Genomic DNA, 12870 nt, shown 5'->3' with positions numbered 1-12870 from the left:
ATTACTCCGGAGTCATCCTGGCCAACTCCTTCCGCAAACGCCGTCTGACCTTGAGTTTTCTCAGAAGATTAATCGGTTTACGTTTCAGTTTGTCGCGTTTGTTATTGAGGAAATCTTCAACCGCATCGAGCACTCGCGCACTGGAACGGCCATCCCGGAAACTGTGGAGCTGGTCGCACAACGAACGGGTTTCCTCCATCAGATCGCGGGGATACTCGAGGGCACGTTCCAGAGCCGGTTCAACTTCGTCAACCTCCTGGGCATCAATCAGATAGGGACCGGGCATTTTCGTGCGGAACGTTACCACCGGTCTGTCCAGGAACATGAATTCGAACATGATCGACGAGGTGTCGCACAGCATCACATCTGCCTGCGGCAGCAGGGGCAGTAAATCCTCGTCACTCTCCACAAAACGCAGGTGCTCGCCAGCCAGGCCCCTATACTGATCCACGATTTCCGGGTCCATCTTGGGGTGCAGGGTGACAATGAACTTCCAGTGGCCACTCCGGGCAAGCTCACCGATCTTTTCGAGCAGCTGGGGCGCGGAAGTCACCGAGCGACTGAAGGTTGACGCGTAGAAAACCACAGGCAACTCGGGTGCAGGCAGTGACCGCCGGCCTGGAAGGTTCGCCGAAAGCAGTGGATCAAGTTTCGGCCAACCGGTGTGGGCAACGGCAAAATGCCCGTGCTGCTCGGCCAGCTCGCTGAATTTTTCCGTGTCCTTCAGGGCATGGGTGCAGTACAGGTCAAACCAGCCGCGAATCCGGTAATGATCGCTCTCGTCCTCGCTGCTGTGGCCACGCTTGTTCCTGGCCATGCCGTGGAAGACCTCTACCTTGATACCCGGGAAAAAATAGGGCACCCAGTCGCCCGGAACAAAGGTAGCGTCCGCCTGGTAAGCCATGACCTCCTTGACGGTTCGCAGGCGACGCTCATCCGCACGCAGGGGGGCGGTAGAACAGCCCGCGACAAACCAGGCGGCTTCATCGCCACGCCGGCGAATCTCTTCCTGCAGGGGACGCAGGATGGAATAGGAATAGGGTTGATTTACAAAAAACAGATATCGGCGCATTCAGCCCTTGCCCGTCAGTGTCTTGTATAGGTCTCCGGTTTCCCGGACCGTTTGTGACGTATGGAAATCCCGGGCGATCCGTTCCCGCGCGGCCCGGCCCAGAGAGGCCGCCAGCTCGCGATCGCGGTAGAGCCGCTCGATGGCAGATGCCAATTCACCGGTGCTCCTGGGCGCCACTACAAGACCACTGACACCGTCTTCGACGAGCTCAGGCATACCCCCAACCCGGGTTACCACCGGTGGCACTCCGTACACCATGGCTTCGATAACAGCGCGGGGCAGGCCTTCGCGCACCGTGGATGGCAATACGAAAACGCTGCTGGCCGCTGCGATAGCCGGCGCGTCCGTCCGGAATCCGGTGAAGTGAATCCGTTCGGGGTGGGCGCTCTGGCCGGCCAGGGACCTGAGTTCCTCGTTCTTGTCCACGTCGCCCACAAGCAGCAGATGCGCCTCAATATCGTCCGGCAACTCTTCCATGGCGCGGATCAGAACGTCAAAGCCTTTTCGAGGGCTGTTACGGCCGGTACAACAAACGACGAAAGCACCCTCGGGAACATCGAACTCGGTAAGATCCGCAGGCTGGGCCTGATACCAGGCCAGATCATGGCCCTTGTAAATGCGCTGGAGCTTGTGCTCAGGAATGCGCATCCACAGGCATCGCAGGTCCGCCAGGTAATCCTTGATGGCATCGGCCACGCACACAATCTTGCTTACCCGCGGGTGCAGGAAGGTAATCCAGGATTCCGGATTAAGGAAACTGATATTGCCGATCACGCCCCGATAGGCCACCACCTTGATATTGGTGCCCCGGGAAGCCCGCAGGCCGCAGGCCAGTGCTCGGGGGTTATAGGCGTGAATCACATCGTAGGCTTTCTCTGAAAGCTGGTCACGAATCGCCGCTGTGCCGTCCTTGTCGAACCGGTTTCTGAGCGCCATGGGTCTGGCGACCATGCCTTCATCCAGCAGGCGCTGATAATTTCGGCCCTTGGGGTTACACATGACATCAACGTCAAAGCCGGCGTCTCGGAGGCCGATAAACAGTTCGGTTTCGGGACGATCGCAGGCGTCGGTGAGGCAGAGTACGGACGGAAGCGGTCCGTCTGGCTGTGAATTGGTCAAGAGGCCTTTCCCTTGTTGTAACCGTTCATGAATGAATCCCAGACCCGCCTTCGGGCTTCTTCTCCGGCAACCTTCACCAGCGACCGGGCAAAGCGGTCGAGGTTCGCCCGCTGCCAGCTGGCCGGACTGCCCTGGCCCAGCAGGCGGCTCTTGTCGAAATCGATCAGGAAATACTGATCATCGCGCACCAGCACGTTGTAACAGTTCAGATCCGCATGCATGACGCCGGCATCGTGAAACCGACGGATGGTGGCGCCGAGCTTTTCCCAACCCTCGGTTGGTGTTTCGGCGATTTGATCCGCCAGCGGAACCACCCCTTCCAACCGCTCGATCAGAATCGCGGCCTGATACTGGATGGGAGACTGCTTCCGATACCAGGCGGCCACCGGTCGGGGCACGGGAAGCGCCATGGCCTCAAGCCGGTACAGCAGCCTGAACTCGGCAAACGACCGAACCTCCGATTCGCGACTGAAAAAGTAGGTATGCCTGGCCAGCTTCGCCATCATACCGCCCCGGCGGTACTCCCGAAGCACCAGCCTGCTGTCTCCGGCTTCAACAAACCAGGCGGCACCCCGGCCACCACTGCTTACCGGCCTGGCCCTGTCGCCCCAGAATGCCGGCTGAAACCAGTCTTCGCTGACCCGCCCCCGGTAGTCAGGATGAACCAGCATGGCCGAGCCTTTGTTCCGGAGACAGATTTCAGACTCCACCATGAAGGGCTACCCGATCCTCGGAATAATGACGGAAACCCGCGCCCCACCGTTGAGACGCGCGGGCACGAGTGCGATAGAATGGCGCCAGTTTAGCAATGATTGCCAGCAAAGCTCCACAGCACCGGGCACCACCCTGACACGGATACTGTTCTGATGAAGTCCATCTGCATTCTGCGCCTGTCCGCCATCGGCGATGTTACCCACGTAATTCCGGTTGTCTTGAGCCTCCAGGAGCAAATCCCCGGCGTTGCAATCACCTGGGTGATTGGCAAGATCGAGGCAAAACTGATCGGTGATCTCCCGGGTGTCGAATTCATCGTTTTCGACAAGAAAGCCGGTCGCAAGGGCTACGCGGAGTTACGCCAGAAGCTAAAAGGCCGGCGGTTCGACGCACTGCTGCATATGCAGGTGGCGTTTCGGGCCAACCTGGCGTCGGCCTGTATTCCAGCCAGGCTGAGAGTCGGATACGACAAGGCCAGGAGCAAGGACCTGCACAGCCTCTTCATCAACCGCCGCATCAAGCCGGCGCCGGAGCAGCACGTGCGTGATTGTCTCGCCAGTTTCCTGGAGCCGCTGGGGCTTGAGCCCGCCCCGCCCCGCTGGCAGATCCCCCTCACTGATGAGGATGACGCGTTCGCCGTGGCACAACTGGCAACCGACCGCCGGAACCTGGTGATCAGCCCCTGTGCCAGTCATATCCTGCGGAACTGGCCAGCGGAGCGCTACGCACAGCTGGCCGACCATGCGATTCAGAAACATGGCATGAAGGTCATACTGGTCGGTAGCCCCGCCCCCTTCGAGAACGAATACTGTGCGGCCATTGAATCCGCCATGAAGGAAAAAGCCCACAACATCTGCGGCAAGGACACTCTGAAACAACTGACCGCGCTATTGGCCCGGGCCGACCTTGTCGTGGCTCCTGACACGGGTCCTGCGCATATTGCCAGTGCCGTTGGAACCGATGTTCTGGGATTGTTTGCCGCCAGCAATCCCTGCCGCTCCGGCCCCTATAATTCCCTTGAGTGGTGCGTGAACCGCTACCCCGAGGCTTTGCAGAAATTCACCGGAAAGTCGGTGGAGCAGGCGCGCTGGGGCGCGAAGGCCGAATTCGAGGGGGCGATGGAACTGATTACAGTGGCGGATGCCACAGCAATGCTGGATCGGTGGGTTGAGGCGCACCCTGCGCCAGAAACAACAACGGCGCCACGAGCTGACTGACTCGGGCGCCGGTGGGGTCTTGTCGGATTACGCTTTGCTAATCCGACCTACCGGCCTGATTGACCCGGCGCCGTTCGAGGCTGTCAGGCGGCTGCCACCTTACTTGCGTGCGGTGTAATCCTGGTAGGATTTCTCTTCCACAAAACGTGAGCCCAGCGCCAGGTTCACGTCTTTCTTGATGGCGGCACGCTTGTCATTGGTTACGTAAACGGCCCTGGCCAGTTCGATAAAACGGGCACCGAAATCCTGGGCTGCTTCCTGGTCCCGGATATCGTCCTCGATGACCCACAGCTCTTCATTTACGGCCTTGAGCTGTCGGCGCAGATCTGCGATCTCTGCGGCCTTGTCCTTCACCGCCTCGTCCCAGGTTGCGCTCAGTTCGTCCAGTTCCAGACGCACGTTCTTCAGCTTGGCCTCGTCCTTGATGCGCTCTGACTTGATTTCGAGAATGGTGATCTTGTCCAGCACCTCGCCGAAAGATACCGGAACCTTGATTACGTCTGCCATGGTCTTGCCCTGCCTGTTCGGGGAATTCTGAAACAACAAAGCCGCCGGGCTGTGTCAGTCAACGGCGGCTCGCGATACCGGCTATGATCAACCCTTGACGTGGGTCAGCCAGTTGCTGTGCTGGGCCAGCTTGCCCTTCACCGCATCAAAGTACATGCCCTGGAGCTTCTCGGTGACCGGGCCCCGCTTACCGGCGCCGATGACCCGGCCGTCCAGCTCACGAATCGGCAGCACTTCAGCAGCAGTGCCGGTGAAGAAGGCCTCTTCCGCCACATAGACTTCGTCCCGGGTGATGCGACGCTCTTTCACGGTCAAGCCGAGATCACGGGCAAAATCGATAATGGTGGCCCGGGTGATGCCTTCCAGGCAGGAGGTCAGCTCCGGGGTGTGCAGCACGCCATCGCGCACAATGAAGATGTTCTCGCCGGAACCTTCGGCCACGTAGCCCTCGTTGTCCAGCAGCAGAGCCTCTTCGGCACCGCCGGAAATGGCTTCGTTCAGGGCCAGCATGGAGTTGATGTAGTTACCGTTGGCCTTGGCCTTGCACATGGTGATGTTGACGTGGTGGCGCGTGTAGGAAGAGGTGCGCACCTTGATCCCCATTTCCTTGGCTTCCGGCGACATGTACGAAGGCCAGCTCCAGGCCGCCACCATCACGTGCACCTTCAGATTGTCGGCCCGCAGCCCCATACCCTCGGATCCCAGGAACGCCATCGGGCGAAGGTAAGCTTCGTCCAGATTGTTCTCGCGAACCGCCGCCCGCTGCGCCTCGTTCAGTTCATCTTTGCTGAACGGCATCTTCATGTTCAGGATATGCGCGGAGCGGAACAACCGGTCGGTGTGCTCTTTCAGGCGGAAAATCGCCGGCCCGTTCGCGGTGTTATAGGCCCGCACGCCCTCGAAACAGCCGAGGCCGTAATGCAGGGTGTGGGTCAGGACGTGGGTTTTGGCTTCCCGCCAGGGAACCATTTCACCATCCAGCCAGATAAGGCCATCGCGATCAGCCATCGACATGCTACGTTGCTCCTAAAAAAGCCGTTTTCGGGGAACCGGCATTCTAGCAGGAAAGTCCGCCCGAATTGAATTTGCCTCAGGTCTCAATCATCACTTTTTTCCACATGGCGCGGATGTAGTCACGCTCGTCGGGAAAGGCGTCTCCGGCCACCTGACTGTTCAGGTTCTGCAGGGCCCTTCGATGGATGGTCGAGCGCAGTGAAATAAAGGCCTCCCGGAGTTTTTCGGCATCTTCAACCGCCAGTACCCCGGCGCGGCCCAGCTCTTCCATTTGACGAATATTGTCAGACCACTGGGTGAGCTCAGGATGTTCGAAGCACCAGGCCAGCATCAGGTATTGCACCATGAATTCGATATCAACAATGCCGCCGGTATCGTGCTTGATGTGGAACACCTCTGCCTGCTGGCTTTCTGGCGTACCGAGGCTGGCCCGCATCTTTTCACGCATATCCACCACGTCATCGCGCAGCTTCTGCCGATCCCGTTTTTCGCACAGGATGTCGTGGCGAATGGCCTCAAACGCCTCCAGGGTATCTTTGCAACCAGCCACGCCCCGAGCCCGGGCCAGGGCCTGGTGCTCCCAGGTCCAGGCATCTTCGCGCTGGTATTTCTCAAAGGCCTGGAGCGTGCTGACCAGAAGCCCGGAATTTCCGGACGGCCGCAGTCGCATGTCCACCTCATACAGCTGGCCAGAGGGCGTTTGGGTATTGAGGATGTGGACAATTCGCTGCCCCAGCCGGGTATAGAACACCGCATTATCGATGGATTTGTCACCATCGGTGACCTGTTCCGGATCGGCCTTGTGCACGAACACCAGGTCAAGGTCGGAGGTATAGCCCAGCTCGATGCCGCCCAGTTTTCCGTAACCAATGATGGCAAAGTCCGTCTCGCACGCTGAGCCATCAGCGCGGCGTGGGTAGCCGTGACGACTCACCAGATTGGCGAACGCCACCTCCACCACATGGTCCAGCACCACCTCGGCAATCCAGGTCAGGTAGTCGCTGACTTTCATCAGCGGCAAGGTGCCTTTGAGTTCGGAGGCGGCGACGCGCAGGATATGGGCCTTCTTGAAGTGACGCAGGGATTCCATCTGCTCTTCCAGATCTTCGAACGGAATCCTGAGCATCTGCTGGCGCAGGTCATCCTGCAGCTCGGCTTTCGCCGGCGGATGATACAGGCTCTCGGCGTTGAGCAGTTCGTCCAGCAGCAACGGCGTCTCCGCCAGTTGTCGGGCAATCCAGGGACTCTCACTGCACAGCCGGACCAGTTGGGTGCAGGCCCCCGGATTTTCCAGCAGCAGCACCATGTAGGCGGTTCGACGCAGGATCGCTTCCACCAGCTGCAGCACCCGGGACAGGGTTTCCGACGGATTTTCCACTTCCGTGAGTTTGGCCAGCAGCATCGGCATGAATTGGTTCAACCGTCGGCGACCCTGGGTCTGCAGGGTTTGCACGGTACGATTGGCCCGCAATTCGTCCAGCTCGGCCAGGGTCGCCTCAGGCTTCTCGTAGCCGCGGGCTTTCAGCCATTCCAGAGCAGCTGCTTCCTGCATTTCCGCCAGCCAGATCTCCTGCCAGCCCTCCTCCGGCGCGTCCCGGTCTTCCTGGTCGTCATCCTCGGTGGCAATGATATTCGCAAAATGGGTGGCAACTCGCTTGCGGTGGGCCTGCAGCGCCTGGTCGCATTCATCCCAGCTATCAAAGCCCATGATGGCGGCAACCCGCGCCCGGGCCAGTGCATCTTCCGGCAACAGCTGGGTTTGTTTGTCCTCCATGCCCTGCAGCGCGTGCTCAAGATTTCTGAGGAAGATGTAAGCCTCCCGCAACTCCTGCACAACCGAAGGCGGCAGCAGCTCCAGGGCCTCCAGCTCCTTGAGAATCACCAGCAGCTCCCTTTGCTGGAGCTCACGGTCGCGTCCACCGCGAATCAACTGGAACGCCTGCACCACGAATTCGATCTCGCGGATACCGCCGCTGCCGAGCTTGATGTTGTTCTCCATGCCCTGGCGGCGTACTTCCCGGCTGATCATCGCCTTCATGCTGCGCAGGGATTCAAAGGCGCTGAAGTCAATGTACTTGCGGTAGACGAAGGGCCGCAGGCTGTCCATCAGCACCCGCCCTGCCCGTTGATCTCCCGCCACGACGCGGGCCTTGACCATGGCGTAGCGCTCCCAGTCGCGGCCCTGGTCCTGATAATAGGTTTCGAGGGCGGCAAAGCTCAGGGCCAGGGCTCCGCTCTGGCCGTAGGGTCGCAGGCGCATATCGACCCGGAACACGAAGCCGTCGGCGGTTATCTGGTCGAGGGCCTGGATCAGGCGCTGGCCAAGACGTACGAAGAACTGCTGGTTATCCAGGGAACGACGACCGCCCACGGTTTCGCCCTTGCCCGGAAATGCAAAAATCAAGTCGATGTCAGAGGAAACATTCAGCTCCCGCCCGCCGAGCTTGCCCATTCCGAGCACCACCATTTTCTGGTCGGATTCCTGCCCGGTGATCGGATCGGCGCCCCGCGGTGTGCCGTACTGCTCACAGGAATCCCGGTACAGCCAGTTCAGGGCGCCATCGATACAGGTATCGGCGAAGGCACTTGTGGCTGCCATGGTTTCGGCCAGGTCGGCCCAGCGCATCAGATCCCGCCAGATGATCCGGAACTGCGATTCCATCCGGAATTGTCTCAGGGCCGTGTGTAGCGCAGGTTCTCCATCCACCGAACCCAGGAACTCCTGCCAGCGACTGTTCAGGTAATCCGGCGTGGTGGGCTCGGTCAGGGGGCGCGGGTCAAGCAGCGCCCGGACGTGCTCCAGGTGGCGCTGCAACGTCTGGCGCAAAAACAGGCTTCGGGAGATTGCGGTGGCAATCACCGTCTCGCTCATACCCTCGGGCGAGACAAGCCAGCCCGGAACGCCCTCTGGAAACACCGAGTGCCAGCATCCGGCAACGTCGTCCGCCAGTGGTTCCGGCAAGCCCTGCCATGGCTCGGACATAATGCAACCCCCTGTTCCTCTGTTATATTTCCGGTACTCTATACCCTACTCTACCGCAACTGAACAGGCTGAACAGACGGATGCAGCGAAACCGCCGCCCCCTCAATCCGGAACATCAGGGCTCTCACCTGCCCATGGGCAGCCTGATCCGCGAGCGCATGAAGCGCCTGTTCCTGCTGCTGGCCGGACTTCTTACCCTCCAGATACTGGTGATCTGGGCGGTTGAGGGCCTGAGCCTTTTCGAATCGGTGTGGATCACCATGACCACGGTGTCCACGGTGGGCTATGGCGACTTCGCCCCCAAGACCACGTTAGGCCGGCTAAGTACCATACTGATCATGTTCGTGGGCGCGATCACCCTGCTGACATTGATTGTCAGTGACTTTATCGAGTACCGGTTCTATCGCCGGGAACGCATTCTGATGGGCAAGTGGATCTACAAAATGAATGACCATATCGTGATCATCAACACACCGAGAAGTGGCGGCGAGCAGTATTTCATGCGATTTGCCACGCAGATTCGCTCGATTCCGGATTACCAGACCATCCCGATCATGATCCTGACGCGCCAGTTCCCGAACGGCCTCCCGACGGAGCTGTCAGACATCGGTGTTGTGCACTATCACGGTGCCGGCTTTGAACCAGAATCATTGAAGGCGGTTCACGCGGGCAGTGCCAGACATGTCATCGTTCTGGCCGCCGATGAGGCGGATCCTTACTCGGACAGCCTGACGTTTGACATTGCCCACCGACTCACCGAGCTGAACCTGGGCAACCGAACCATCGTGGAATGCGTTAACGACGAGAACCGTGGACGATTCAAGATGCTGGGTGTGAGAACCATTATCCGCCCTGTCCGCACCTACCCGGAAATCATGGTTCGCTCGGTGGTGGCACCTGGTTCCGAGAAAGTGCTGGAAGACATGTTCAACTACGAGCATGATCACCCGCACCGGTACGATCTCACCCTCGACGACCTTAACTGGGCCGACATTGTCAGCGCACTGGTGCGTCACGGCATCGGCACGGCCCTCGCGTATATCGATGACGATAACGAGGTCATCTGTCATCCACCGACCGATCGGGAAATTGAAGGCAAGGGCTTAATCGTGCTGGTGAAATCCGCGGAGACGCCCGATGTGGACGCGGTCAAAGAGGCGCTGGAGCGTCATCGCGCCTTCCTGAAACAATGGCAAGCCCACAGCGGCGCCGGTAAAGACGCGGACGAAGAAAACGCTCACCCCTGACCCACAGCGGCCAACTGCAGCTGCAGCCGGCCCATAAGCGTGGCGCGTTCCGCAAACTCCCGAACCAGAACGCCGCGGGAAAGCTCATCATTCACCTGGCGCCATAGTTCCGAGCAGCCTGCGGCCTCTGCGGCACCCGCTACCCGCGACAGGTCCAGCATCTGGGTTGGCACCGGTTTATCCAGCAACCAGCCATGCCCTAGCGCCTTGAGGTACTCTGTTACCGACAGCCTCTCGTGCTCACCCTCCAGCCGAGGATGATACAGACCGGCCAGCCAGTAACCCTGTTCGGCCTTGCTGACGAGATTGAGGAATACGGGCACCTCGTCCGCCAGTGCCAGCGCCGCGTTCACCAGGCTTTCCGGGGACCCGGATTTCAGCTCAAACTCGATTTCGTGCAGTGGCATGCGCTCGTCGCCAGCCAGGATAAAACCGGAGTCCACCGCCACTTCGATCATGCCGGCATCCTGTTGCAACCAGAAGATCCGGCGCTGGAAATTGGTTTCAAACACGACGCCCAGTTCGCTGAGGTCCAGCGCGTGATGCAAAGGCGTGTTGGCCAGCAGGTCAAGATCGAGATCCGGGCCATCCAGCAGCCATTCCCACTCCTCACGGGCATGGGCACCGTTAACAAACTCGCCCCGGGTTTTCAGGGTCTGGATAAAGGCATCGCCGGCCTTGCGAATCCGCAACGCTGCTTTCGAGCGGTTGAGCACTCCGTCGGGTGTATCGAAATACCGATTGACCAGATCCATGGTTTTACCGGAATGCACGTCAGTCCGCCCGGCGAGCCATTGAACGGCCTGCTCCTGGGCATGCTCCGAGACACTCAGTTTGATTTCCAGTTCCGTCGCCATCACTAGAGCCTGTTGCGGGTTGTATAAACGCAAAAACCGGCGACCCGAAGGTCGCCGGTTTTCATACTACTAGATTAGCTGGTTAGCTGATCAGAAGTAGTAAACACCGCCGATCGCGAGATCAGTTGTATCAACGTCGGCAGCACCGCTGTCAGCGTTGTTCAGATAACCCTCAACATAGACGTACATGTTGTCAGACAGGTTATGCAGAGCTTGAGCAGTGATGGTTGAGGTTTCGGCGTTGGTGTTGTCAGCCTCGGCGAACTCGTAGGACAGAGCGAAGGTGTTCGCGCCCATGGAGTAACCACCGAACAGGCCCCACACGTCGCCAACGTCCTTACGGGTCTGGTACTGAGCGGTAACGCGCAGATCGCCAGCTGTGTAGCTGCCACGCACACCGTAGGTGTTCTCGTTGTTGACGCTGAGGTCAGTGTCGCTTGAGTAAGCGAAGTCACCATCGTTGGAGTCCATAGCCACGGCCAGTTCAAACGCGTCTACAGCGTAAGTGGCGGCCAGCTGATACGGATAAGATTTCTCACCGTTGTTGTCACCGTCACCGTTTACCTGAACAGCGCCGTGCAGCTGCAGGCCACCGAAGCTCGGAGAGCTGTACTGGATCAGGTCGCCTTCACCAGTGTCGTAGTAGTTGTCATTGCTCAGGTTGAGTGACGCGTACTCGTAGTAGTTGGCGATTTCGTCGATCGCACTCTCATAAGTGGAATCGTCAGAACCAACCCAGATCTGGCCAAAGCTGTCGCCACGAACACCAATGTAGGCTTCGTCAAACGCGTTCAGACCGCCATTGCCAGCCTTTTGGTCTGCGTCGAACTCCAGCTCGGCCTTGAAGAAGCCGGTGATGCCCGGAGCCAGTACGTGGTCGTGCTTCACACCGATGGTGGAACCGTTGTCGTAGTGGCCCAGCTCAGATTCGCCGTTTTCAACATCACTGTGAGCAACAACCAGCTGGATGTTGCCGTAAACCTGCGGCATGGAGTCCATCTTGGCAGCCAGCTCGGAAGCAGACATATCCATCTGGGCCAGCGCAGAACCGGAGAAGGTAGCGGCTGCAATAGCAGATGCGATGAGCGTTTTTTTCATGTTGCGTCTTCCTTTTTGAGTTAACTCAGGTTTTAGCGACGGGTTCTTATCCCGATTTTTTAAGGCATCACCAGTCAGGCTGGATGAGGCCGATTCTGCATTACCTCTGTGTCATTTTTGTGACATCGAAGTAACTTTTCTTCTTTTTCTGAAAAACCCGACAAATGTCAGGTCTATACAGCTCAAACACTTACAGATCTTTCTTCAAGCTCTGTGTGATAACCGTGTTTTAATACAACCAATCGTCTTTTGCAAATTTTTAAGTCGGCGTTTTTAGTTCGTTTAGCATCTGCGTGGGCCGCTCTTATGCCCGAACCCCCTGAAACTGCTTGTGACACATGTGTTTCAATTCCGGGGCCAAGCCTTAAAAAAACCTTTCATATCAGAAATATAAACCAAAAATCGTACCGCCGTATCAACGAATCAGCGACGAGCCAGCCAATTCGTGCACTACTTCAACGCCACACACACCGCTGTGCCCGAAATTGGTGCAAAGGTCTTTGCAGCATCAACCCGCTTCAAGCAGAAAAGTCACCGGCCCATCGTTTACCAACCCAACCTTCATGTCTGCGCCGAAAACACCTGCGCCCACCTTGTCAGAGCCAAGCGAATCCCGGGCCTCTGCCACGAAAGCCTCAAACAGGGTTCTTGCACGCTGCGGGGCCGCCGCACGGGAGAAGCTCGCACGGGTGCCGGAGGAGGTATCGGCTGAAAGCGTGAACTGGGGAACCACAAGGAGAGCGCCATCTGTGTCGGCGAGACTGTGGTTCATACGACCGGATTCATCGGGAAACACTCGGTAAGCAATGACCTTCCGGCATAATTCCCGCACCTCGTTCTCACCATCGTCCCTGTCGACGCCGAGTAGCAGCAGTAAACCGTCGCCGATGGAGGCAACCCGTTCGCTATCGACGGTAACACTGGCTTCCGTAACGCGCTGAATCAGCCCTTTCATCAACTTCCTTGGGGTGGCGTGAACGAGAGATGTTCTCAATGGCGGAAAAGTGTATCGGCGGTAATGTCCGGCCGCAACCCCGAAAGC

General features: G+C 58.6%; 11 protein-coding genes. 2 read left to right on the top strand and 9 right to left on the bottom strand.

The genetic code is table 11. From position 1 onward, the window contains the following. Position 1: 1 nt before the first annotated feature. The 3 genes from BM344_RS16375 to BM344_RS16365 are packed head-to-tail and all read right to left on the bottom strand — an operon-like array spanning position 2 to position 2904. A complete protein-coding gene (locus BM344_RS16375; RefSeq protein ID WP_091992257.1) occupies positions 2-1072 on the bottom strand; it encodes a CDP-glycerol glycerophosphotransferase family protein in 1071 nt (356 codons plus the stop codon). Further along, on the bottom strand, positions 1073-2191 hold the full coding sequence (locus tag BM344_RS16370; protein WP_091992256.1) for a glycosyltransferase family 4 protein: 1119 nt from the start codon (positions 2189-2191) through the stop codon (positions 1073-1075). Further along, on the bottom strand, positions 2188-2904 hold the full coding sequence (locus BM344_RS16365) for a 3-deoxy-D-manno-octulosonic acid kinase (RefSeq protein ID WP_091992255.1): 717 nt from the start codon (positions 2902-2904) through the stop codon (positions 2188-2190). The genes BM344_RS16370 and BM344_RS16365 overlap by 4 nt, the downstream gene beginning before the upstream one ends. 153 nt (positions 2905-3057) lie before the next feature. Here BM344_RS16365 and BM344_RS16360 point away from each other — a divergent pair, with 153 nt between their 5' ends. After that, complete coding sequence (locus tag BM344_RS16360) at positions 3058-4122, top strand: glycosyltransferase family 9 protein (protein WP_091992254.1); 1065 nt, start codon at positions 3058-3060, stop codon at positions 4120-4122. 99 nt (positions 4123-4221) lie between these two features. On the opposite strand, the gene BM344_RS16355 is transcribed toward BM344_RS16360, so the two are convergent. The 3 genes from BM344_RS16355 to glnE all read right to left on the bottom strand — a co-directional run bounded on the left by BM344_RS16355 (position 4222) and on the right by glnE (position 8626). After that, a complete protein-coding gene (locus tag BM344_RS16355) occupies positions 4222-4629 on the bottom strand; it encodes a DUF6165 family protein (RefSeq protein WP_091992347.1) in 408 nt (135 codons plus the stop codon). A gap of 87 nt (positions 4630-4716) precedes the next feature. Further along, positions 4717-5643, bottom strand: a complete 927-nt coding sequence (locus BM344_RS16350) for a branched-chain amino acid transaminase (RefSeq protein ID WP_091992253.1) — start codon at positions 5641-5643, stop codon at positions 4717-4719. 76 nt (positions 5644-5719) lie between these two features. Next, positions 5720-8626: a bifunctional [glutamate--ammonia ligase]-adenylyl-L-tyrosine phosphorylase/[glutamate--ammonia-ligase] adenylyltransferase gene (gene glnE, locus BM344_RS16345; RefSeq protein ID WP_091992252.1), complete on the bottom strand. Its 2907-nt coding sequence runs from the start codon at positions 8624-8626 to the stop codon at positions 5720-5722. A gap of 80 nt (positions 8627-8706) precedes the next feature. On the opposite strand from glnE, the gene BM344_RS16340 reads away from it, so the two are divergent. After that, positions 8707-9873 carry a potassium channel family protein gene (locus tag BM344_RS16340; RefSeq protein WP_091992251.1) on the top strand — a complete coding sequence of 389 codons (1167 nt, stop codon included), beginning with the start codon at positions 8707-8709 and terminating at the stop codon, positions 9871-9873. Here BM344_RS16340 and BM344_RS16335 read toward each other — a convergent pair. From BM344_RS16335 to dtd, 3 genes are all read right to left on the bottom strand, one after another. Continuing rightward, positions 9864-10730, bottom strand: a complete 867-nt coding sequence (locus BM344_RS16335) for a CYTH domain-containing protein (protein ID WP_091992250.1) — start codon at positions 10728-10730, stop codon at positions 9864-9866. The two genes, BM344_RS16340 and BM344_RS16335, sit on opposite strands and share 10 nt — an antisense overlap. Before the next feature lie 90 nt (positions 10731-10820). Next, positions 10821-11828, bottom strand: coding sequence for a porin (locus BM344_RS16330; protein ID WP_091992249.1), 1008 nt, complete (start codon positions 11826-11828; stop codon positions 10821-10823). A gap of 508 nt (positions 11829-12336) precedes the next feature. After that, positions 12337-12783 carry a D-aminoacyl-tRNA deacylase gene (gene dtd / locus BM344_RS16325; protein WP_091992248.1) on the bottom strand — a complete coding sequence of 149 codons (447 nt, stop codon included), beginning with the start codon at positions 12781-12783 and terminating at the stop codon, positions 12337-12339. Positions 12784-12870 lie beyond the last annotated feature (87 nt).

This window comes from Marinobacter gudaonensis (assembly GCF_900115175.1).
Classification (GTDB): Bacteria; Pseudomonadota; Gammaproteobacteria; order Pseudomonadales; family Oleiphilaceae; genus Marinobacter; species Marinobacter gudaonensis.
The sequence above is the reverse complement of the archived record's forward strand: the minus strand, read 5'-3'. Positions and strand labels throughout refer to the sequence as shown.